The following is a 23,536-nucleotide window of genomic DNA, read 5'->3' on the forward strand; positions in this document are numbered from 1 at the left end:
TCAGCAGTCAGCTTTCAGCAGTCAGCTTTCAGTGATTTAGTTAGCACATTTTTCATAAGCAGCTTGTCGTATACCTTGGTAATAAATCGAGTCAACACCCAAGGATTTTTCCAAAATTATATTCCACCTTAAGTTAGTAATAAATTTATCAATTTTTGTCTTCCATTCTATATCATTATCAGGTAAAATTATTCCGTAAAAATCACAAGTCAACGGTCGGTCAGGAGTTAAGGTAAAATCCTGGAATGTCAGCCCTTGTCTTAAGGCTTCTGCCATTAAGAGCATGCCATCACTGGCAAAAGCATCAATTCTCCTTTCGACGACATCTCTTAGAGCCAATTCTCGACCGTTAGAGCTTCTGTAACGAGTGTCTACTATTTCAGCTAATGGGTAGGTACTGGAGATTAAGGGATGTGTATTTGAACCAGGAAGGACACCAATTTTTTTACCAGCTAGGGAAGTTTCAGGATTAAATATACCCTTCATTTCGGGTCTGATTAGAAAATGTGTCCCGGAAAAATAAAAAGCAGTGGAGTAAGTAACTCCTGATAGTGGTGGAGCACTTTTGATCGTATTGGGACCACAATCTAGATGTACCTTGCCATTGGCTACCATCCCATAACGATTGTTAGGGGAGTCTTCGTCTAGAACAGATGGAATTGCCTCGAACCGAACAGGTCTATTGAGTACTTCACCAAGATGGTTGGCTAGAACATACATTTTAGTCACGCAGTAGCCTTGCCATTGATCTTGCTCTAGAAAACCAAAGGGAGGGGCATCTCTCCTAATTCCTACTTTCAAAACACCAGTGCGCTTAATTTCTGACAAGACTGTTTCAGCTAAACTGGCTGAGGTAAAGGTTAAGGATAAGATAATACTAAGGGTGATAGTGGCTAGCTTATTACTCATTTCTTTTTCGGATTTCAGGCTAATAATTACTTACTGATATCACTTTCCAATAGATAAATCGCTCAAAGCTTATCTAAGAGGATATCTCCCAAGTTTTTTGATACTGAATTTTGCCCCCCTAGCCCCCCAAGCGAGGGATTGCTCGCTTGGGGGGAACAAGAATCAATTTGCTGGTAAAAGTCCCCCAAACTTGGGGGATTTAGGGGGCTTTTATGTAGCAAATGATACTTCTCAGACAACCTCTAACCCTTACCCTAACCCTGATAAGTGCCAGGAAGTTATGGCAATAGTATCAAAGTATTACCAATAACTAATAATTTTTTTCATAAAATTTAACATAAGCAGTCTTGCTATAACTTCAGCCAATTCATTGATATTACTAAGCTATTTGGCTTAATATTTAGGTATGAAAAGCTATTATTAATTTATTAATAATTTAGTCAATAGACATCTCCGACAAAGAATCTGAAACCCCGATCCTATCTAGGTGAAAACCTAATTTCTGGAGATGTCTAATCTTTAATTTTAACCAAACTAGAGTCAATATCCTTGACCTTAGTACAGCCACTTAAGGCCATCGCTATATCCAATTCATCTCGTAACAATTGCAAGACATGGCGTACTCCAGCAACTCCTGCTACAGCTAATCCCCATAACACCGGACGACCTACCAACACCGCTGATGCACCCAAGGCTAGGGCTTTGAGCACATCAGTACCTCGGCGGATACCCCCATCGATTAATACCGGTAGATGATTTCCCACGGCTGCGACCACTTCGGGTAAGGCATCGATAGACGCGATCGCACTATCCAATTGCCTACCCCCATGATTCGATACAATGATTCCTTTCGCTCCATGGTCCAATGCCTTGAGAGCATCATCTCCTCGCAAAATGCCTTTGACTAACACCGGTAGAGTAGTGATCGATTGTAACCATTCCAGATCCCGCCAGGTCAGTGCTGGATCAATTTGCTGGGCAAAATAGCTCAATAAACCCGATTCTCCTGCGGTTTTGGGAATTTCCAGACCAGTCATTGTCGCTAAATTAGCCAGTTCCATCCCTACCGGTAGAGTAAATTGATTGCGTCGATCCCTTTCCCGACACCCCAACACTGGTGCATCTACGGTCAGACAAAGGGCACTAAAACCAGCTGCCTCCGCCCGTTCCACAAGTCTACGGGTGAGAGTGCGATCGCGATGGACATAAAGCTGAAACCATGAGGGATTTTTGATCTCGGATGTTGCCTCCTGCTTCTGTTGGCTCTGTTTGCCAGCTAGGGCTACAGCTTCTAACGGTTTGGTGGACATCGTACTCAACACCATGATTGCCCCTACCTCAGCTGCAGCCCTTGCTGTGGCCAATTCACCTTCTGGATTGGCCAGACATTGGAATGCCATGGGAGCAACCAGAATCGGTATGGGCAGAGACTGATCTAGGATTTGCGTGCTTAAATCTCGTTGACTAACATCCACCAACATCCGAGGACGAAGTTTTATCTGTTCAAACCCTGCACGATTCTCTCGCAGTGTTACTTCATCCCAAGCACCACTGGCGTAATAATCCAGTGCCATGGGAGATAGATACTGCGGCGCTAGGGATTCGTACTCGAATAGATTAATTGGTTGATTCAAGGTAGGTGTTTGGTTGAAGGTTGTTTGGTTGAAGGTTGAAGGTTATGAAGGTTTAAGGTTGAAGGTTGAAGGTTCAAGGTTGTTTGGTTGAAGGTTGTTTGGTTGAAGGTTCAAGGTTTAAGGTTTAAGGTTGAAGGTTCAAGGTTTAAGGTTGAATGGTGAATTCCAAATTCTAAATTCTAAATTCTACATTCTTAATTCAAAAATGTTGTTCGCCTTTGGCGTTCGGTGTAGGTTAAATGGACATCTGGCACCATTCTGAGTAAGGCACCTGAACGGCTGCGGGACTAATTATACAGGCTTTTAGATCCAGTCCACAGGAGAATGGCAAAGAGACTATAAATAGCCCAGAAGCCAGAAGGGGTCGGATTTCTGCTTTATTTATCTAAATTTGTTTTAGTCTTGACAATCAAAAAAAGAAAGATAATATGAAGACTAAGGATAAATAGATATAAGACGAAAGAAAGCCTGAAATTGTTTCTTAAACAAGGATTAACCTAAATTTAACTAAACCTTACGCGATTACTTACCATTACTTAGTAATCGCTCTATAGTCTTGACCAAGTGTGGATTGCGACACCCTAACATTGCTGGGAGTTTTTTACAGTGGTCAAGGCGATGAATTTCAAGAAAAATAGCTGGAAGCTAGCTGGCTTGTTTGCCCTAGTAGCCTCAACTGTTGCGTTAGTGGCACCTACAGTTAACTCTCAAGGTAGACCCACCGTCAGAATTGATGGGTCTAGCACCGTTTACCCGATTACTGAAGCAGTAGCGGAAGAGTTTCAGGATCTCAAGAAAAATGGGGTACGAGTAACCGTTGGTATTTCTGGAACTGGTGGCGGTTTTAAGAAATTCTGCAAAGGTGAAACCGACATCTCTGACGCTTCTCGACCAATTAAGGACAAAGAGAAGGCACTGTGTGCTGAAAATGGCATTGAGTATATGGCCATTCCAGTGGCATACGATGCCATTACCGTCGTAGTCAATAAAGGTAATACTGCGGTTACAGACATTAAAGTTGAAGAACTCAATAAAATCTGGAAGCCTGAATCTGAGGGGACTGTAACCAAATGGAGTCAAGTAAATTCCGCTTGGCCAGACCTGCCCCTAGTTCTGTACGGTCCTGGTGCAGACTCCGGAACCTTTGACTACTTCACCAAAAAGGTTAACGGCAAGTCTGGTGCTAGCCGCACCGATTACACCCCTAGTGAAGATGACAACGTTTTGGTTCAAGGTGTAGAAACGGATCGAAGAGCCCTGGCATACTTCGGTCTTTCCTACTACCTAGAAAACCAAGACAAGCTGAAGGCTGTTGCTATCAATGGGGTGACGCCTTCTCTGACAACGGTACGTAACGGGACTTACACGCCCCTATCCCGACCAATCTTCATCTATGTCAACAAAAACGCTGTTAAGCGTACGGAGGTAAGTGAGTTTGTGACCTATTACCTCCAAAATGCTGAGCGATTAGTCACTGAGGTTAAGTCGGTGCCTCTATCTTCTGCAGACTATGCCAAATCCCTCGCAGAGTTAGAGGTTCTAGTCGGTAGCGGTAACTAAGCCTAGAACTGAATCTAACCTAGAGGACTTAATTGGTTTAATCTCGTCAAGAGCGATTAGTAGTAGAATTATCAATCATCGCTCTTGACTTATGTTGAAAAGAGTCCTAAGTTCTGGGGTAAGCATTCAGCCCTCAGCTGTCAGCGGTCAGCTTAAAATAAACGTTGTTACCGTAGTGTGCGCCGATACGCAAACAGAAAAATATAATAGTTCGAGATTAATCAGAATTAAAAGTCTGGGGATTTGCCCATCTAACGCATATGCTGATAGCTGATAGCTGATAGCTGATAGCTGATAGCTGATAGCTGATAACTGATAGCTGATAGCTGCCTTAAAACAATACTTTTATTACCGATTTAATGACCGAAAAACTGATCCGACTTAACCAGACCAAACGCCTCTCACCAAAATTAATTCGCAATTTGCGAGAGCGGGGGATTGAAATACTATTGTTTTTGGCGGCATTGTCTTCCGTCGCCACTATGGCAGCAATAATCTTTTTCCTGCTTAGGGAATCTCTGGCATTTTTCAAGGAAGTATCATTATTTGATTTCCTAACGGATACCAAATGGACACCGATGTTTTTGGAGAAGCACTACGGAATTTTGCCATTGATATCAGGAACCCTAGTCACCTCTACTATTGCTCTTCTATTTGCTATCCCGACTGGAACTATTGCTGCGATTTACCTAAGTGAATTTGCTCCTCCTACATTACGAGAAATAATTAAACCAGGTTTGGAACTTTTAGCAGCAATTCCTACAGTGGTTTATGGTTATTTTGCCCTGCTGGTGGTTAGCCCTTTTCTGCGCAAGATTTTTACTGAATTGCCGGTTTTTAATATGCTAAGTGCCGGTCTAGTCATGGGTTTGATGATTATTCCCTTTATTAGTTCCATTAGTGAAGATGCCATGCGAGCGGTTCCGGTAGAGTTACGGGAAGGGTCTTATGCTATGGGAGCAACTCGGTTACAGACAGCATGGAACGTTGTGTTTCCTGCTGCTATTTCCGGCATTGCCTCATCCTACATCCTAGGAACATCAAGGGCTGTAGGAGAAACCATGATTGTTGCGATCGCAGCGGGCTTACAACCCAAGATCGCTTGGAATCCCCTGGACCAAGCCGCTACAATCACTGCTTACATCGTCCAGGTAAGTCTTGGGGATTTGCCTCATGGTACTCTAGAATACCAGACCATTTTTGCGGCTGGACTAACCTTAGTCTTAATGACTCTAGTCCTAAACATCATTGGACATTTCTTAGCTAAGCGTTATCGAGAAATTTATTAGTATAGCGATTTTAAATTGGGTGAAGTACATAATGTTTTGATTTTAGTGATTATCCATCAATCCTAGTTTCACATCTAATAGTAAAACGCTATATAAATGTCACAAGAAAATTTACTTACAATTCGAGAAGATATAAATCGCCGTAAGCTTATTAATCAGATTTTTGCCATCGTTGGTTTGGTAGTTATTCTGGTCGCTATATTTATCTTGCTGGGGTTAATCATCTATATGGTAAAATCAGGGATATCCCGGATTTCACCAGAGTTTTTTACATCGTTTCCTAGTCGTAGAGCAGAAAAAGCGGGGATTATGTCGGCCTGGGTAGGCACTAGTCTGGTGATGTTAGTGACCGCCTTAGCTGCAGTGCCCATTGGTGTAGCTTCAGGAATTTATTTAGAAGAATATTCCCGAAAAAACTTGCTAGCGGATTTCATTGAAATTAATGTCACGAATTTGGCAGGAGTTCCCTCCATTGTCTATGGTTTATTAGCCTTGGGCTTATTCGTCTATGAGTTAAATTTAGGTCGAAGCATTCTCTCAGCAGGTTTGACCTTAGCGTTGTTAATTCTGCCAGTGGTGATTGTCACCACACGAGAGGCACTGCGGGCAATTCCTAATCATCTCCGGGAGGCTGCTTATGCCCTTGGAGCCAGTAAGTGGCAAATGATTTGGGATCATGTTTTGCCCTATTCGTTTGGTAGTATTCTCACAGGCGTAATCATTGGTTTATCTCGGGCAATTGGGGAAACTGCTCCTGTGGTTACCATTGGTGCTCTAGTATTTATTCGCTTTTTGCCAGATTCTCCATTAAACAGCGAATTTCCCTATATTCCCTTTCAGGGTGAATTTCCCTATCTAAACTTACAGCAGCTGTTTGCATGGCTTCAAGCTGAATTCACAGTTATGCCGATTCAGATGTTTACCTGGGTATCTAGACCTGAACGGGCATTTGAGGCAAATGCAGCCGCAGCCGGTACAGTCTTGATTGCTATGACCCTAGCTATGAATGGTATTGCTATTTATCTACGCTATCGCTTCCGTAAAGGTCTAAAATGGTAGAAAAACTATCTAATAAATTATCCGACTCAACCATTAGTAACGCCAAAGCTGAGGTGGATAACCTTAGTTTTTACTATGGTTCATTTCATGCTCTCAAAAGTATTAGTTTACTGGTGCCGGAAAAACAAGTAACCGCACTAATTGGACCGTCAGGGTGTGGCAAAACCACGTTACTGCGATGCTTCAATCGTATGCATGACCTTTATCCTGGTAATCGCTACGAGGGAGCAATCTGGCTCGACTCCGATGTCAACATTTTAGGTAAGAAAATTGACCCGATAGAAGTGCGGATGCGGATTAGCATGGTATTTCAAAAGCCTAATCCTTTTCCCAAATCAATTTATGACAATGTTGCCTATGGGTTGCGAGTCCGGGGTGAAAATAGACGTCGTCTGATAGAAGAAAAAATGGAGAAAGCGTTGCGGGGAGCGGCCTTGTGGGATGAAGTAAAAGACCGCCTCTATGACTCAGCCTATAACCTATCTGGAGGTCAACAGCAACGTCTTTGTATTGCCCGCGCTTTAGTCGCTGACCCAGAGATTATTTTATTCGATGAACCCACCTCTGCTCTTGACCCCATTGCTACTGCCAGCATTGAAGAATTAATTGCTGAGCTGAAGAAACAAGTCACAATTCTGATTGTGACTCACAGCATGCAACAGGCAGCAAGGATATCGGATTATACCGCGTTTATGTACTTGGGGGCAATGATGGAGTTTGGGGAGACTAGGCAAATCTTTGAACGACCGGCGAACTCACAGACAGAAGCTTATATTAGCGGACGCATTGGTTAGAACCTCAGCGTTGCTTAATAATGGAGTTTTGTGGAATAGGCATCTTGCCTGTTCCTTGATATTTTGGGGCGGGCAGGATGCCCACTCTACTCCTATTCATTCTTTGACTGACGCAACGCCAAAAACTCAGCAGGCTCCGGTGAGGGGATTAGCGATTAGCCCGAAGGGCTACGCTACGCGATCGCATATCGTAAACCCTTGTCAAACATCCTGCTTCCTTAAAAAATTGCTATAATTTTCGGTTGATTCCCAGTTTGAGGTCAACCTTGAAAACTGTTGCTGTCTTTTTTGAGGAAGCAGGCACCTTTTCCTACCCATTTACTAAAAAAAAGTACATACGACACATTGCCCAACTTGGTGAAGCAATAGAAGCCTTTGGTGCCAATTTTCGTGTTGTTCGTCACCAATCTTCTTATCTAGGGTCAGGACAATTTTCCCAGAGTTGGGAATTACGAGATGGACAAGTTATAGAAACCGGTCCTATCAAAGCTGATGTCATTTTCGATAAAGGATTGTTTAGCTCTGATGGAACTATCCCAGTTCTTAACTGTCAGGAAATTAACGAAATTTGCACCAAAAAATATAAAACCTTTCAGCTGTTCAGTGACTATTCTCCCCAAACCTATCTTGTTAACAGCCAAGAAGAGTTTTTTGATGCACTAGATGATATACCAGGACAGTATAAAGTTGTCAAGCCAGTAGATGGTCTTGAAGCCAGAAATGTCCACATTGGAGACGATGAGTTCTTAAAGAAGCAGGATTGCCCCTATCCCTTCTTAGTGCAAGAGTTTATCGATTCACGCTCAGGTATACCCGGTATTGTCAATGGTGTTCATGACTTTCGTGTAGCACTCCTCAACGGGGAAATTCTTCACTCTATAGTACGTACTCCAGCTTCAGGAAAATTAGTAGCATCCGTGACTGAAGGAGGCGATATGCGTGTTGTAGAAATAGAACTCATCCCTAGCACTGTCTTAGATCTAGTCGAACAAATTGAAAAACACATGGTACAGTACGGTAACCGTTTTTATGGTATTGATCTTGCCCTAGTTAACGGTCAACCGAAAATCATCGAGCTTAATTCTCGTGTTAGCATTTGGGACAATCAACAACATGAAGTATTCGCTAGCACCAAGAGGAAACTTGCCGAGGTGTTAGTAGCACTTTGATAGTTGGGTAGGGTGCGTCATAAGACGGGCGATCCCTCATTTTATGCGTAGTCGTCACCGTTGGGACAGAACGCCCGAAAATTGTAACGGGCAAGATGCCCATTCCACCCACCGGGTCAAACTGCTTTTAGGATATGCACCCTTATCAATTCCACCAAATATCTAATTATACCAAATAATAAATTATGATCGAGTTTGAAAAAATAATCAACTTAACTGTTGATAAACTCCTTAAGTATTTGCAGGAAAATAAAAATACCGATACCAAGGTAATAGATTACAAAAGCCCTCAAACCCTTAAGGAAAAACTCGATTTAAGCTTACCGGAAAACGGAGTTCCCTTAGCCGATTTAATTCCGATTATTGAATCATACCTCGATCACAGCGTGCGGACTAGTAGCCACAAGTTTTTTAACCAGCTTTGGGGTGGATTTGAGATAACTGGATTATTAGCAGAAATGGTAACTAGTACTGCTAATACTTCTATGTATACCTATGAAGTTGCTCCAGTCGCCACGCTGATAGAGATTAAATTGATTGAGGCTCTCAACGACTTGATCGGTTTTCCTCAAGGTGAGGGGTTGATGGTGACAGGAGGGAGTAATGCTAATCTGATCGCCATGCTTTGTGCGCGACACAAACTCCTACCCGAAGCCAAAAACAAGGGATTGGGAAATCACCAGCTAGTAGCATTCATCTCAGATCAAGCTCACTATTCCTTTTTCAAAGCAGCAAATTTGTTGGGCATGGGCATAGACAATGTAGTTAAAGTCAAATCCGATCACGATCAGCGCATGTGCCCGCAACAATTAGAAGCTGCTATTCAACAAAGCCTAAGGGAAGGAAAAACACCTTTCTTTGTTACAGCGACTGCGGGCACTACCGTTGCCGGTGCATTCGATCCGTTGCTCTCAATTTCAGAAATTACCAGCAAATATGGACTCTGGCTACATGTGGATGGGTCTTGGGGTGCTCCGGTTTTATTCAGCAACCAGCACAAGCACCTGTTACAAGGTAGCTCCTTAGCAGATTCGTTTACTTGGGATGCTCACAAACTTATGGGGGTGCCGTTGATTTGTTCAGCTATTCTGGTTAAACAACCAGGGACTTTATTGGAGGCTTGTTCTAGTCAAGGTACTCACTATATCTTCCACGATGATGAAGATAGTGCCTATAATCTCGGAACTATGTCCTTGCAGTGTGGGCGGAAAGTAGATGCCCTTAAGCTGTGGCTAGCCTGGAAATACTACGGCAAAAGTGGTTATGAAGCACGGGTTGACCGCTTGTTTGAACTCGCTAGCTACGCGGCGGATTATATTCGCAGTTGTGAGAAATTACAATTGATAGTTCAACCAACATTTTTGAATATCTGTTTTCGCTATAATCCCAGAGATAACAGTCTGTCTAATCATGGTTTAGATCAGCTTAATCTGGAAATACGTGATCAATTAATGCGCTCCGGTCAAGCATTAGTCAATTACGCTCACTATCAAGAACAGATTCTAATTCGCTTCATTCTCAGCAACCCAAATATTAACGAAGCTGATCTAGATAGCTTTTTTGCTAACTTTATCAAAATTGGCGATAGTTTATCCTAGCAGTAGTCGTTTTAGGCGATTGAAATGTAAGCATTCAGCCGTCAGCTGTCAGCCGTTGGCCTTGGCCTTTGGGCCACCCTACGCGAATGGCCACGCTACTTGAGGTGCCTAATGCTTAAAATAAACATCAAAAAATAAACATCAAACGGGAGAATTGAATAGTTCGAGATTTTACAACATTGAAAGTCTGGGGATTTGCCCATCTAAGCATATGTCCTAGGCGCAAGCTACTCGAACAGCAGTCAGCCATTGGACTTTGGCCTTTGGCCAAGCCTGCCCATAAGCTGATAGCTGATAGCTGATAGCTGAATGCTTACATAAAAACAAAAAAAAGCTGACGAATCTATAAGCGAACGCCAGCATCTAAAATGTAAAGGTGTAAAAATAAGGTAAAGAATGGGAAAGATAAAATGTCTTATCTCATTCTGCTGTCTTGTCTAAACAAACATAGTCGTAAGCATTCAGCCGTCAGCTATCAGTTATCAGCTATCAGCTAACAACCTACGCCCACGCTACTTGAAGTGCTCAAGGTCTGAGGCCATGCTAAGCGAATAGTTTATGCCCATAGCTTAGGCTACTCATGGTGCTTGTGAATAAAATAAGCTGACGGCTGACGGCTGATAGCTGAATGCTTACCATTAGTCTAAACCAACATTAGTCTAAACAAGCCTTTCACCAGACTTGCGACGAATACCAACTACAGAAGGACGGGGTGGTCCAGAGGGATTGCCATCACCACCATCAGCCTTAGGTAAGCTACTAGGCCAGTTACTACCAAGAGGTACAGTCCGGCTCTGAGTAAACAGAGTTCCATCCAAGTTCAGGATTTCAATGTCTCGTTGTAGAGGTGCCTGACCTGCACCAATGGGTACACTTTCCCCAGGATGCTGTACTGCAACAATTAAAGTATCACCAATAAAGGTTGGACCAGTTATCTCGCAACGCACTGGACCATAAGCAAAGGGGATGACTTCCCCAGCATTAGGCCCACTAGTGGGAACATAGAACACCCAGTTGTTACCATAAACCCCAACCAAAGAACTAGTAGCACCAGTGTCGGTGTGGTCAATGGTGCGTTCTGTTGGCTCAGCACCAGTTCTAAAACCGTTGTGCTGACTAGTAGACATATCGGTGACACCCCAGATATTACCTTTAGTATCGAAGGCTAAGTTATCTACATTAGCAAAACCAGCACCATCGTCTGCTCCAGCTTCTCCAGATTCCACGAATCGAGTCCAGCGGAAGCTAGTACCTGTACCATCAGCGCTGTTTTCAATAATCTTGTAAATCCCACCAGAAGGCTGCTTAGCATCAACATCAGCGTTGAGTTTAGCAGTTTGGAAGATCCGGGAATCTGGATAGCCATCTCCACCAGCAATATGGTCGGTATAGGCAATGAATACCGCTTTAGTCCGGGGATGGACTTCTAGATCCTCAGGGCGGGATGAGGGAGTACCACCAACTAGATTAGCTGCCAGGAAAGAATCAACGACAATAGCACCTTGGCTAGTGTAGAAATCTGCCAGGGTTTTCTTCTTATAACCAGGGAGGGCAGTTGCTTCATTAGTGAGATCTACCACCAACGAGCCACCATCCTCAGTAGCACCAGCAATACCAGCACGCTTTGGTAAGCGCACCCGACCATCTCGTTGTGCCTCACCTAAAGCAGCTAGCTCAACAGAAGCCAGTTCAGAGGGAGCATTGGGATTGGTGGGAGTACTCAAGACCAATGGTATCCACTCACCTGTGCCATTGGAATTGAATTTAGCAACGTAGAGAGTACCTTCTTCAAATAACTTACTGTTATCTTTATCACTGAGGCCCCGCAGTTTGCCCTTACTAACATACTTCCAGGTGTGACCACCCCGGCGGTCATCTCCCATGTAAGCAACTAACTTATTACCAGCCTCAGTACGGAAAGTAATATTTTCGTGACGGAAGCGTCCCAACGCAGTGTGCTTCTTAGCACGAACACTAGGGTTAACTGGATCAATCTCTACCATCCAGCCATACTTTTCACCGACCAGACCGAATACAGACCCAGTGGTACCTTCGGTGTAGCCAGTCTGAGTGCCATTAGGTAGCACAGCTTCAGTAACACCATTGAAGAATCTGGCACTACCCTGGAAATTTTCTTCAGTAGTCAAAATGGTACCCCAAGGGGTAGTTCCACCGGAACAGTTGTAAGCAGTACCGATAATCTTGTTCCCTAAGCCATCGGAACTCAGAGAAAACACTTCAGTTGCTGCTGGTCCTGTTCCCACCAGGTAGTTTTGATCCCCTTGCTGATGGCTTCTGGAGCCCCAAGAGGTAACACTCTTAAACTCATCACTCCGCTGAGCATTGATTCCTAAACCAGAAAGACCGTGAATGCGACGGTTCTTGGAGTCATCCTTAACAACTTGGTAACGTTCACCGGAACCATTGCGACGGATGCGAACAATAGAACCTCCTTGGTTGTAGAAAAATTCTCCAAGCAGTTCTATATCATTCACATTAGACGGTAGAGGATAGCCAATCACCGTCTCAAAGCTAGTGGGGAATCCAGCTAAGCTGCTGGAAGTACCGGGAGCTAGGTCAGAAAATGGAAAAGAAACGTATTCGTGATTGACCCAGAGATAGCCATCATTAGAGCTTCTACCTACAGGAACAAAGCCAGTGTAGTCGTTGTTATAGCCAAAATAATCGTCTGGATTAGGGAAAACGCGATCGCCCCATTTGACAATTACATACCGTTCGTACTCCGGCGGTACTACTACATCATCAATGACCGTGTAGGTAGCCAGACTGATGTCAGAACTTGGTTCAAGCAGTTGGCTTTGATTAATGCCAGTGGGTAAGGCACTTTTTTTAGTTTGATAAATCGGCAAGGGATGGGGTAAACGCACCGGGGTAATACCCATAGTACTGGTAGCTGCATTGGCAACACTATAGTCACCACCTAACAGTTTTTGGCCTATCTGAGGAGCCAACACAGTAGCTGCAGTACTCGCCCCAAAGAAAACTAGCAGTTTTCTGCGAGTTAGCTTAGACATTCTAGTATCTCTTTATCTCTCTACAAGAATCAGCGGAATCACAAAGTTTGAGCACCATTACCACCAGAGCTAGCTGAAAAACAATCGTCAAAAGGCTATAACAAATTCAGCCCTGTTGCTAATAATTTTATAGCTATGCTGCAGTAGAAAACCAGTCCAAGCGTGAGAACACCCCTGTTTGAAAGCATAAGTAGTGAGCCAAGGTTATTAAACCCTGATATTTGTCTACTTTTTGATACCCTGGTGTCGCTCATATGGCTAGCATTGATTACTAAAAAAAATTGCGTTGGTAAACGCTTGTACTAGTTTTTAGCTACTGATTAGATATATCTTTTTAAGGTTAAGAGCGGTTAACTGGATGGTTAAGCATGTCTTAACTTTATAGTGTTTTTTCGTTGATATTAAGATTTACCATACCTTAACTATTTATTAGTTAAGTCTTAACCTGTGAAACTAAATTGTGAAAATAATTACCTAAAAAGGATTAACACTGCTACAGTTAAGGTTAACCGTTGCCAAGTTTTTATTTAAACTAGTTAATTCAACTAGTTAATCATCTCGAAAACCTGGATCATCCTCCAATGAAGCTTCAAGTAATACTGAAGATTTAGGTGGATTTGAAGGAGCTGGAGATGAATCAGAAGCTCTGAACCCCAATAGCATTTCAGAATTGCTAAAATAACTCGCCCATCGCTGGATTATGGGGAATTGTTTCCACTGAGAGCGAGAAACTGTTGCAATCATTAAAGGGACTACTTGACCATTGCGTTCACCTAAAATCATCATAGAAATGCTGGTAATATCAGGATTTCCGGTAAATTCCTGATTTAGTTTAGTTTGAGCCAAATTCTCTGTCTGCTGAATTAGGCGTTCAAATGATTGACTGCTATCAGAGTTAAGGATGACGTGGTATTCCTTAATTTCAGCTGAGGCTGTTGGAATCTGTGTAACTAAACTACTGAATACCAAAATAGTACTCCAGAGAAGGCGGCGATAAAGATCCATCAGCTTAGCTATCCTGACGACCTGGTGACTAACTAGTTAATAGTAATAGATAATAATAGATGAATATTAAGGTGACAGTAACTTTTGGTTAAGAATGAATTATCAAGTAAGCAGTCAGCAGTCAGCAGTCAGCAGTCAGCTGTTGGGCATAGGCTGATAGCTGATACGCGACACGCTGATAGCACCTCAAGTAGCACTATCTTTAGCGCATAGGCTAATAGCTGATATAGCACTACGCGCTACTGTTAGGACATTGTCTTGATGCAGTCGCTCATGGGGGAAACCCCCAAGACCGTAATGGTGCGTTTTCCGTTGGCGAATTAAATTCGCCACGGGTCGCACCTCTGCATCGCTCCTAAACTCCGAAACTTAGTCATAGCTTACTTTTGACTTCTGACTTCTAACTTCTTACTTGCGCGTAGCGCTATAAGTGAATGCTTACATTATCAAGGATGTTCGCCCTTAGCAATTCGGTGTAGGGTAAGATTAACGATTAAGGATCTTCGCCTGATAGCTTTACCGTCGGGTAGGATGAATTATTAATTATCAAGTCAAGGATGAAGGGTGAAGGGTTCATCCTTCATCCTTCAGATTAGCGATTGTCAATGTTAAGGACTAAATCAGACTTCAAGGTTACATCTAAATCTGTGTCAGGGTCGATGACAACTACTTCTACGTCTTCCTGACCTCCTGCAAGGAGAAGTTCTGTAACCAAACCGAGTCCAGCACCAGCTAAAACTTCCCAAAACTCAAGCTTACCAAAGATTTCAGAAAGTACAGCCCCGGCAGCTGCACCAATAGCAGCACCTTTGAGCAAATCCGGATCAGTGTTTTTGGTAATAGTTTCAGTTTTGGTGACAACCTCGGAGGTGGCATCAATAGATAAGGATTGATCACTATCCCTGAGAATCAACTCTTCGGCGACAAACTGAGAACCTCTGTTAACTGGACGCACTTCACCTTCAATCTCACTACCGGCTGGAATTAGGAGGGTTCCTGAAAAGGAGACTACATCTCTAGCTACTATCACCGTTATCGGTAGAGTTTCATTACGAGTGACAATGATTCTCTTGGCGTCGTCGGATTCAACTGGTATCAAAGTCCCAGCAGGAATGATGACTTGGGTAAATTGAGCCAACTGTGGCTCGATGTAGAATCTAGACTGGGCAGTAGCTTGAGTAGCCATCAACATTGGTAACGCCACAGTTGAAGTGATCCCCAATGCTGTGAGTAGAGCGATTCTGGACTGCCAACGATGGGAAATAAACATTAAATATATCTTCCTTGAGGATGAGTATAAGCGATTAATTAGACTCAAAAGAGCATAGTTATGTTTCCCGAGGGGCAGGATACCCTACCTAAACCCGGTCACCCTCCCTTTCAAGCTGCTTGTCACCCCATCACCCCATCACCCCCATCTTCTGCTCCCGGAGCGTTCGCGTAGCGTAGCCCTTCGGGCTAATCGCATCCTGTCTCTTTTAAAACCTAAAATTTGAAAACCTAAAATCTGTAGAATTGAGGTAAGATCAGGTTTTTGAGCCCCATACAACTAAAATTAGGTCTGGGACTGCATAGAGCCACTGCGAGGTTTTACCATGAGTCTAGGCACATGGATTGGTCTACTTGCCTTTATCCTTTCGTTATACATCCTGTGGCAAATCCGTAAAGTACTGCTGCTGATATTTACTGCTGTGGTACTTGCCAATGCCTTAAATATCTTGGTGGAAAAATTCCGCCGGGTTGGCATCAAACGGCTTTTTGCTGTGCTGCTGTCAATTCTTCTGATGGTTGCTCTAACCGTAGGGTTTTACTGGCTAATTGTGCCACCCTTTGCCGACCAAGTCCTAGAGTTAACTGATCAAGTTCCTAGGGGTATAGAAAAATTAGGTCAGTGGTTGGAGGTGTTGTCAGCGCGTCTTCCCCCAGATCTGATTACTTTCCCCGAGCTCCAAATAGATCAGCTAATTCAACAGCTACAACCGTTACTTAATCAGTTATTGGGTGGTGGATTCTCCATTGCCTTTAACTCTTTGGCTGTAGTAGCCCAAGTTTTGCTGGTATTAGTTTTGACCATAATGCTACTGGCTGACCCCAACGCTTATCGTCAAAGCTTTATACGACTTTTCCCGTCTTTCTATCGCCGTCGAGTTGATGAAATTTTGACTCTATGTGATCACTCTTTACGGGGGTGGTTAGTAGGCATTCTCGTTAACATTGCTGCCATTTCTGGCTTAAGTTTTGTGGGTTTGGTCATCCTACAAGTTAAACTGGCACTGGCACAGGCGGCTTTGGCAGGTATCTTGACATTTATCCCCAATATTGGCCCTGGATTGAGTGTAGTCCCACCGATTGCGATCGCTCTACTAGATGCACCCTGGAAAGCGATCGCTGTTTTAATTCTCTACATTATTATTCAGCAGGTGGAAAGTAATTTGCTAACTCCCCTGGTCATGAAGCAACAGGTATCCCTGCTACCAGCAGTAACCCTTTTGGCTCAGGTATTTTTCGCGACATTCTTTGGTTTTTTAGGTTTACTGTTAGCTTTACCATTAACAGTAGTTGGTCAGGTTTGGCTCAAAGAAGTTTTAATTAAAGATATCCTCGATCAATGGAAAACTAGTCCGATATCCATCAGACATACCCAGACCCCTTCAGAAATCGTTGCGATCGCATCACCAGATCCTGATTTAGCCAGCCCGACTACATCACAGGATTCCCAGGATAGCACTGAATCGGACAATCACCCCAAATCCGACAAATCAGATCAAATCGAGAAGGAGGAAGAGTAAACCTTCATAAGCCTTCAACCGTTACAACGCGAGCTATGGATTTTAACAACTTAAGCATTCAGCCGTCAGCCGTCAGCCGTCAGCCGTCAGCCGTCAGCCGTCAGCCGTCAGCCGTGGGCAAAAGGTCCACGCTACTTGAGGTGCTGACGTAACTCAGCATTATTCCAATGCTTACCTGTTGTATTCAAAAGCACCTCAAGTAGCGTGCGCATTAGCTGATAGCTGATAGCTGATATAGCGGTTTTTAGCCTCATGAGGTACACATAATTTTTTACCTTTTCCCTCTTCTGACTTTACTGCTCCCTACTCCCTGCTCCCTGCTCCCTAAAACCCAAAAACTTGTACCTTACTAGCTTAAAAAGCGCTATAGCTGATAGCTGATAGCTGATAGCTGATAGCTGATAGCTGAATACTTACTTAACAACTGCCTATGATCACCCTCGGCTGACGGAGGTAAGCTAAGATACCACTGACAAGTGATATTTTGGAAAACCCTTCTCCTCATTCCCAATCCCTATGCGAACCATTGCTCAAATTAATGACAAAATCGAGGGTAACTGTGCCGTAGTGTGGACAGTGGAAGAATTAAAAGCACGGGTGGCAGACATCGGTGTGACTCAGGCGGCGAAAGAAGTAGACATCATTACTACCGGTACCTTTGAGCAGATGGAGTCTTCCGGAGCAATCATGAATTTGGGACATACTGACCCACCCGTGAAAATACGGAAATGTTGGTTAGATGGGGTTCCAGCTTACACTGGCTTCGGAGCAGTGGATTTGTTTTTGGGAGCAACTCAAGTTGTTGACTACCCAGATAACCGTGAGATTCCAGATATGGAAGAACATAGGCAAAGGGGTGGTGGTCATGTCATTGAAGACCTGATTGCTGGGAAACCGGTCAACCTGCAAGCCCTTGGACAGGTGACAGATTGTTATCCTAGAAGCTCCTTTGAGACCACGATCACTAAGGATAGGATTAATCAGTTTTACTTATTCAATCCCCGCAATCTGTATCAAAACTTCATTGTAGGGGTGAATGGAGGCGATCGCCCCTTGTATACTTATCTGGGTTTGCTGCAGCCCAAACTCTCCAATGCGGTTTACTCTAACCCAGGAGCAATCTCACCCCTAATCAATGATCCGGAACTGAAGCTAGTGGGTATTGGCACACGGATTTTTATGGGTGGAGGTATTGGCTATATTGCTTGGGAAGGGACCCAACACTTCCCACTGCAAAAACGCCTTCCCAATCAGACACCCATAGGACCAGCAGCAACTCTAGCTTTAATTGGAGATGCCAAGCAAATGAACCCCAAATGGGTGCGGGGTTGTTACTTTAAAAATTATGGCCCCTCTCTGATGCTGGGTGTGGGCGTACCAATGCCAGTACTGAATGAAGAAGTAGTGCAACGTTGTGCTGTACAAGATCAAGACATTGTTGCACCAGTGGTAGATTTTGCCATTCCTAGACGGGTGCGTCCAACCTTTGGGTTAGTCAGCTACGCTCAGCTGAAGTCTGGTCGGATCACTATTGATGGTAAATTAGTACGTGTAGCTCCTCTTGCTAGTATTTTCCTCTCCCGGCAAGTTGCTATGGAATTAAAGCAATGGATTGAGAGTGGCAAATTTACCCTAACTGAACCAGTAGCACCAATTCCAATGGACCGCTCATTTCTACCTCAAGACCTATGGGGTTCACAAATTAGTTTGGATTGATTGATTTAGTCATTGGTCATTTTAAAATTAAAAACTGAAAATTGAAAAGGTAAGCATATGCGCTACGCGCAGGCTACGCCAACAGCTATCAGCGTGTCGCGTATCAGCTTATGGGGTACATCACAGGCTAGAAGCCTGTGCTACTTGAGGTGCTATCAGCCAACGGCTGAATACTTAGATAGGCAAATCCCCAAACTTTCAATTCTTTAAAATCTCAAACTATTAAATTATCCTGTTCGATGTTTATTTTAAGCATTAGGCTGACAGCTGAATGCTGACAGCTGAATGCTTACTTGAAAAGTAATAATTAGCAATTACCAATTAGCAATTACCAATTAGCAATTACCAATTAGCAATTACCAATTATCTTTAGCTTACTTGAGCTGTGACATTTGCTCGTCTAACACAGCTAATTTTGAGCGGAGTAGAGGATTGTCCTCTACTGCAAGGATTCGACAAATGCGATCGCGCATTTTTTCGTGGTGTCTGAGCGTGGTATCAGTGTCTGCTTGTAAGCCGTAGTGCCGCTCTTTAATTTGTGTCTCTGGCAAGCAGAAGAACACCCCTCCATCAGTGCGTTGAATGCTGCCTTCAAGCAGGTCAAAGATTCGTGCGTTGCTAGTAATCGAGCCCTTGGAGTTTTCGGTCCCGTATACATGAAGGCTAAAAAAGCAGGATTCTCCGGGGTTGCCCATCTGGTGAATCATATCGTCAGCTACCGCCTTTACCTCTCCAGAGCTATAGTCCAGTCGCTTCAGGGTTTGCAGCACTCCATCTGTTAAGGTATACACGTAGTGTTCCGCCTCGCCAAAGCACTGTACTGCTCCCCATTGGGCTGTGCCGTGGTCATGAATCGTGCTGTAGTCTCCTGGAGCCCAAGACATCACCATAATTTCAAAGGAACCACACTCGTACAGTAGCTTTCGACCGTAGCTGTCGGTGATGGGATGATCAAAGTCAGCCCATCCCATCAAGTCTTCCGGTGAGATGCGTGCATCCAAAATGCACAAACGAGCAATTTTCGGTACCAATACCGACTGACTTTGGATATTACTAATTAAGCGCTGGATACTCTTGGGAAGACTTTGGTCGGATACAGAAGTCTTCATGCCAGTAATAATCTGAATCATTTTGCCATCCTCTAATTTTTTAAAAAACTTGATTCTCTGAAAATAGAGACTTAAAAATTGAAAATTAACAAAATCGGATTAACCATCCTACGAATGGATTAACCGAAATTGATAGTATTACTAGGTGGGAGAATGGTGTTAGGGGAATGCTGTTAGAGTTTACTATTCAAAGCCTAATCCCTAATACTTAATCCCTCATCCCTAGATTTACCTAACTAATAATTCCTCACTGGTTGACTTGACTGTATAAACCTTAAAGCTCTAGGCTGAGAGAAAGCTGATAAATTCCTCACTATCGTCTGAAAAAAATTGAGAAATATCTCAGCTTATTTTGATTCAGAACACATGATGATTATTCCTCATATCATCAAAGATTTATTCAAGCTATAGCAAGCCTGATTGAAACGATAAAGAAATCGCTGCACCTCTTCGACCTCCTTCCCATATTGCTATCCGTTACATCCGCTCGAACTATCCGTTGCAAGCTCCTCCCATGCTCAAAACTAAAACACAGAATGTTATAGTTCAGGACGGTAAGGTAAGATATGGGATAAAACAAGCTGCATAATAACCATGTCGTGCCAGCGTCCCTTGAAAAACCCAATTTCTTTTTGAACACCTACAACCTCAAATCCAAATCGCTTGTGAAATTCAATACTCCCTTGATTGCAGCCCAAAATTTTAGCAACGACATGGTGATAGCAAAACTCCTCAACTTTCTTGAGCAATGCTGTTTGTAAAATACTGCCGTAACCCTTACCGGTTTCCGCTAAAGAAAAATAAATCGAAATCTCGCAGCAAACACGGTAGCCTAAGCGAGGGCTATAGCGCTTGATGACACCCCACCCGATAACACAGCTTTCTCGTTCTGCAACCAGTATGGTTTCGCGATCGCCAAACTTATTCGCGAGTACTTCCATGTCCTCAGCGGTATAAAATTGGCAATCCATCGTACTGTTGCCTGCAACGATAGACTCGTTATAGATAGATGCAATTGCTTGAAAATCAGTCTCTTTATATTGCCTTACCAGAATGTTGGGATGCTCTGATAAATCTGCACAGAAATTCTCTTGTTTAGTTGACATTTTTCTGCACTTATTTTGTTGCCCGTAATTATTTGCTCTCTCTCAATTATAATTTAGAGAACTAAACACTCCTAATCCTCAACCAAAGATAACGATAGGTTTTTTCTCGGCTTTCGATAAAACTCAATCATCCAGCTAAACAATCGCTCCATTATCGATTGGTTGGTTAACAGTTCTAATCTAGCAAAGCCACCAATATTTCCTCCATTGATTTCGCTAATGCACCAGTTACCCTCATCATTCATCAAAAAGTCATATCCCAAGGTATGTATACCCCGACAGCGATAGTGTTCAAAGGTAGCGTGAATTGCTTCTTTTTCTTCAGAGCTGATATCTGATAAGAAACATTCTCCATCTACGCTGACATTATGCACCCAATGACCACTTTTCGAACGGCGGATATAGGCACCGTAAATTTCACCATCTACCACAACAATCCGCTTGTCTCCCACATCAACTCGCTGCAAGTATTTCACAAATTGTAGTGGTTTACCTGTGGAACCTTTCAGATAATTCATCACCTCGGAAAAGTGACTAAACTCCCTGGTAGCTGCAAAGGGATTATCCACTAAGAAATGACCGTTGTGATCCCAAATTTTAAAAACTCCTCTACCACCACAACTATTATATCGCTTAGCCACAATAACTTGGTGCTTTTCAAAAAAAGCCAATCCTTCCATCCAGCTACCGGTTACTATCATGTCTGGTGTAAATTTACTGGCTACTTTGAGGAAGAATTCTTGCTGAATTTGCTCATGAATTCCAGTAGGACTGTTAACAAATTTTACAAACGGTTCCCACAATCGTAGTCTATCTAGATATCCTTCAGGAAAAGGCTTTAAGGTGCGACAAAATACCAAGTCAAACTCCTCTAGCGATCGCAAATCCTGGGCTTGTGAATCTAATTCGAGAAAGGTAGTGTAAGGTAGTATTCCCTTCACCGAAGCTACCTGAATCGATTCAGTCTTCGCTCCTTGGGTGAATACGCCCTCAGTAGGGATGTGGAAGAATTCAAATCGTTCGTCGAGGGCTAGCCGTTGGTAAAATATGGGTATGTCCAGTAACGGACTAGAGTATCGAGAAGGATTGCAAATGGAAAGTAATTTCATCTTACATTACTTCTTATATTACTTCTTACTTTCATTAAATTACAAGCTGATTTTACTATGCTGATTTTACTATACCGATTGCTAACTCTTTTCTACTCCTTTTATAGCAATTATCATACTGATGAGGTACAAAAATTTTTGTCCTAATCCCTACTCCCTACTCCCTACTCCCTACTCCCTACTGGGTGCATCTCATCTTTGTAAAAAAGAAGGGAAGTGCCGGAAGTGTCGGAAGCGTGGGGATTTTAGGGAGGGTGGGTAGTGTAGGCAGTTTGGGAATTTTATTAGAATTTTTGTTTAATTGCAAAAATGAGATGCACCCCTCCCTACTCCCTACTCCCTAACCACTCCTAGTAACTACCTCACTGAATTGATAACTGCTATCTACTTACATAGAAGAGGCAGAACTTTCTCCTCTAGCTGCAATTTCCTGTATCGGTTGGGGCTTTTGTTTACTAAAGTTAGTGATCGACACTCCAATCATGATCACAATAAATGCTATTACTTGCATCAGTGAAGGGCGTTCTCCATTGAGAATTAGCGCATAAATTATCCCAAATACGGGGGATAATACAGTCCACTTACCCACCGTCTTGGAGTCTAACTTTTCCAGGGCAGCGTACCAGAGAAATTGGGTAATCACGATGATAATTAGTGCATAGATCCCCATCACCATCCAAAGCTGACCTGAAAAGACATCTCCAAAATGAGACGGACCAAACAAATAACTAGCGATCGCGAAAAATATTACAGCTGATATAAAGTTACGGCTGAAGACAATTACCGACAAACTCTTGTTTTTAGAAAGGGTCAACTTGCCGATAATCGAAGTAACTGCATACAAAAACGTTGAAGCCAGGATTAAAAGGTCACCCTGATTGATTTGATAATTACTGCTTTTAAAAACAATAGCAACAACACCAACGCCAATCAGAGAAAAGCCAATCCATTCCCATTTCAGAATACGCTTGCCAAAGAAAATTGCTCCTGCCAGAGCATAGAGTACCGGACCAAATCGCCCCAATAAGACTGCATTGGTGACAGTAGTGTGTTGTAGCCCCAGGAAAATCAGTGCAGATAGTAAGGCGGCTAAACAACCATTAATAAACAGTCCCAGAAGCAGCTTTACCTTCAACTTTCTGAGTTCATTTAGAATAGGAATCGCTCCAAAAAAAGCCACCACTGCCAAAGACGCACAGAGATTGCCAACAAACAGAACGTTACAAAACGATATTGGTGTTTCCTTCCCGCCACTAAGCATACTAGCGTTGGCAATTAGAAAAGCAATCACCGAGGGTCGCAATGCTGCCAGGGCCCGGGAGACAACTAGCAGCAATTTGGGATTAAGGTTATTGATACTATTGGCAATCATTTCCGTTATTGAGGAAGAGTGGTGTATCGGCGTTGCTGAATTAAGGAATGAATTCGCGATCATCTGGTGAAAGTTAAAGCCCCCTAAATCCCCCAACTTTGCGGTGCGACCCAAGGGCGATTTACTCGCCCTAGGAGGCGCGCACCGGAAGGGACTTTGAAGGTCTTATTCCCCCCAGAATTGGGGGGTTAGGGGGGCAAAACCATACCCAGAATAAGCAACGCCGGTGTATCCTTTCCTAGTAAAGCATTAGTCAAGTAATCATAGGAATGGGTAAATTAAT

At 43.2% G+C, this 23,536-nt stretch carries 20 protein-coding genes; 10 read left to right on the forward strand and 10 right to left on the reverse strand.

The genetic code is table 11. The features are described 5' to 3' along the window. Positions 1-36: 36 nt before the first annotated feature. On the reverse strand, positions 37-909 hold the full coding sequence (locus F6K63_RS20305; protein ID WP_008177726.1) for a transporter substrate-binding domain-containing protein: 873 nt from the start codon (positions 907-909) through the stop codon (positions 37-39). 512 nt (positions 910-1,421) lie between these two features. Next, positions 1,422-2,543 (reverse strand): alpha-hydroxy acid oxidase, encoded by a 1,122-nt coding sequence (locus F6K63_RS20310; RefSeq protein WP_044491789.1) that lies wholly within the window; start codon positions 2,541-2,543, stop codon positions 1,422-1,424. 618 nt (positions 2,544-3,161) lie between these two features. On the opposite strand from F6K63_RS20310, the gene F6K63_RS20315 reads away from it, so the two are divergent. The 7 genes from F6K63_RS20315 to F6K63_RS20345 all read left to right on the forward strand — a co-directional run bounded on the left by F6K63_RS20315 (position 3,162) and on the right by F6K63_RS20345 (position 10,012). Then, positions 3,162-4,103, forward strand: a complete 942-nt coding sequence (locus F6K63_RS20315) for a PstS family phosphate ABC transporter substrate-binding protein (RefSeq protein ID WP_008177732.1) — start codon at positions 3,162-3,164, stop codon at positions 4,101-4,103. 359 nt (positions 4,104-4,462) lie between these two features. Next, positions 4,463-5,392 carry a phosphate ABC transporter permease subunit PstC gene (gene pstC / locus F6K63_RS20320; protein ID WP_287266370.1) on the forward strand — a complete coding sequence of 310 codons (930 nt, stop codon included), beginning with the start codon at positions 4,463-4,465 and terminating at the stop codon, positions 5,390-5,392. 96 nt (positions 5,393-5,488) lie between these two features. Next, a complete protein-coding gene (gene pstA / locus F6K63_RS20325; RefSeq protein ID WP_287266373.1) occupies positions 5,489-6,451 on the forward strand; it encodes a phosphate ABC transporter permease PstA in 963 nt (320 codons plus the stop codon). Then, positions 6,445-7,245 carry a phosphate ABC transporter ATP-binding protein PstB gene (gene pstB / locus F6K63_RS20330; protein ID WP_287313011.1) on the forward strand — a complete coding sequence of 267 codons (801 nt, stop codon included), beginning with the start codon at positions 6,445-6,447 and terminating at the stop codon, positions 7,243-7,245. The genes pstA and pstB overlap by 7 nt, the downstream gene beginning before the upstream one ends. Beyond that, positions 7,238-7,480: a hypothetical protein gene (locus F6K63_RS20335; RefSeq protein ID WP_287252038.1), complete on the forward strand. Its 243-nt coding sequence runs from the start codon at positions 7,238-7,240 to the stop codon at positions 7,478-7,480. Before pstB ends, F6K63_RS20335 begins: the two co-directional genes overlap by 8 nt. Before the next feature lie 31 nt (positions 7,481-7,511). After that, a complete protein-coding gene (locus tag F6K63_RS20340) occupies positions 7,512-8,414 on the forward strand; it encodes an ATP-grasp domain-containing protein (RefSeq protein ID WP_287313012.1) in 903 nt (300 codons plus the stop codon). A 185-nt stretch (positions 8,415-8,599) separates the two neighbouring features. Continuing rightward, the gene (locus F6K63_RS20345; RefSeq protein WP_287313013.1) at positions 8,600-10,012 is read left to right on the forward strand and encodes a pyridoxal phosphate-dependent decarboxylase family protein; all 1,413 of its coding nucleotides are present in this window, start codon (positions 8,600-8,602) and stop codon (positions 10,010-10,012) included. A 659-nt stretch (positions 10,013-10,671) separates the two neighbouring features. On the opposite strand, the gene F6K63_RS20350 is transcribed toward F6K63_RS20345, so the two are convergent. From F6K63_RS20350 to F6K63_RS20365, 4 genes are all read right to left on the reverse strand, one after another. Beyond that, a complete protein-coding gene (locus F6K63_RS20350; protein ID WP_287313014.1) occupies positions 10,672-13,047 on the reverse strand; it encodes a PhoX family protein in 2,376 nt (791 codons plus the stop codon). Between the two features lie 549 nt (positions 13,048-13,596). Then, complete coding sequence (locus tag F6K63_RS20355; RefSeq protein ID WP_008177747.1) at positions 13,597-14,052, reverse strand: hypothetical protein; 456 nt, start codon at positions 14,050-14,052, stop codon at positions 13,597-13,599. Between the two features lie 186 nt (positions 14,053-14,238). Then, complete coding sequence (locus tag F6K63_RS20360; RefSeq protein ID WP_154659632.1) at positions 14,239-14,385, reverse strand: hypothetical protein; 147 nt, start codon at positions 14,383-14,385, stop codon at positions 14,239-14,241. Positions 14,386-14,644: 259 nt separating this feature from the next. After that, a complete protein-coding gene (locus tag F6K63_RS20365) occupies positions 14,645-15,322 on the reverse strand; it encodes a TraB/TrbI/VirB10 family type IV secretion system protein (RefSeq protein WP_008177749.1) in 678 nt (225 codons plus the stop codon). Positions 15,323-15,647: 325 nt separating this feature from the next. Here F6K63_RS20365 and F6K63_RS20370 point away from each other — a divergent pair, with 325 nt between their 5' ends. Both F6K63_RS20370 and F6K63_RS20375 read left to right on the forward strand, forming a co-directional pair. Next, complete coding sequence (locus F6K63_RS20370) at positions 15,648-16,841, forward strand: AI-2E family transporter (protein ID WP_008177751.1); 1,194 nt, start codon at positions 15,648-15,650, stop codon at positions 16,839-16,841. 516 nt (positions 16,842-17,357) lie between these two features. Beyond that, the gene (locus F6K63_RS20375) at positions 17,358-18,557 is read left to right on the forward strand and encodes a homocysteine biosynthesis protein (RefSeq protein WP_008177754.1); all 1,200 of its coding nucleotides are present in this window, start codon (positions 17,358-17,360) and stop codon (positions 18,555-18,557) included. A gap of 374 nt (positions 18,558-18,931) precedes the next feature. Here the strand turns inward: F6K63_RS20375 and F6K63_RS20380 are convergent, their stop codons facing one another. The 3 genes from F6K63_RS20380 to F6K63_RS20390 all read right to left on the reverse strand — a co-directional run bounded on the left by F6K63_RS20380 (position 18,932) and on the right by F6K63_RS20390 (position 21,881). Then, positions 18,932-19,687, reverse strand: a complete 756-nt coding sequence (locus F6K63_RS20380; RefSeq protein WP_008177756.1) for a cysteine dioxygenase family protein — start codon at positions 19,685-19,687, stop codon at positions 18,932-18,934. A gap of 518 nt (positions 19,688-20,205) precedes the next feature. After that, positions 20,206-20,772 (reverse strand): GNAT family N-acetyltransferase, encoded by a 567-nt coding sequence (locus F6K63_RS20385; protein WP_008177758.1) that lies wholly within the window; start codon positions 20,770-20,772, stop codon positions 20,206-20,208. A gap of 71 nt (positions 20,773-20,843) precedes the next feature. Continuing rightward, positions 20,844-21,881, reverse strand: a complete 1,038-nt coding sequence (locus F6K63_RS20390) for an ATP-grasp domain-containing protein (RefSeq protein WP_287313015.1) — start codon at positions 21,879-21,881, stop codon at positions 20,844-20,846. Positions 21,882-22,002: 121 nt separating this feature from the next. Here F6K63_RS20390 and F6K63_RS20395 point away from each other — a divergent pair, with 121 nt between their 5' ends. Then, positions 22,003-22,143 (forward strand): hypothetical protein, encoded by a 141-nt coding sequence (locus F6K63_RS20395; protein WP_154659633.1) that lies wholly within the window; start codon positions 22,003-22,005, stop codon positions 22,141-22,143. Between the two features lie 126 nt (positions 22,144-22,269). Here F6K63_RS20395 and F6K63_RS20400 read toward each other — a convergent pair whose 3' ends face one another. After that, positions 22,270-23,367, reverse strand: a complete 1,098-nt coding sequence (locus F6K63_RS20400; protein ID WP_287313016.1) for a DMT family transporter — start codon at positions 23,365-23,367, stop codon at positions 22,270-22,272. Between the last annotated feature and the right edge of the window lie 169 nt (positions 23,368-23,536).

Source organism: Moorena sp. SIO1G6 (assembly GCF_010672795.1).
GTDB lineage: Bacteria > Cyanobacteriota > Cyanobacteriia > Cyanobacteriales > Coleofasciculaceae > Moorena > Moorena producens.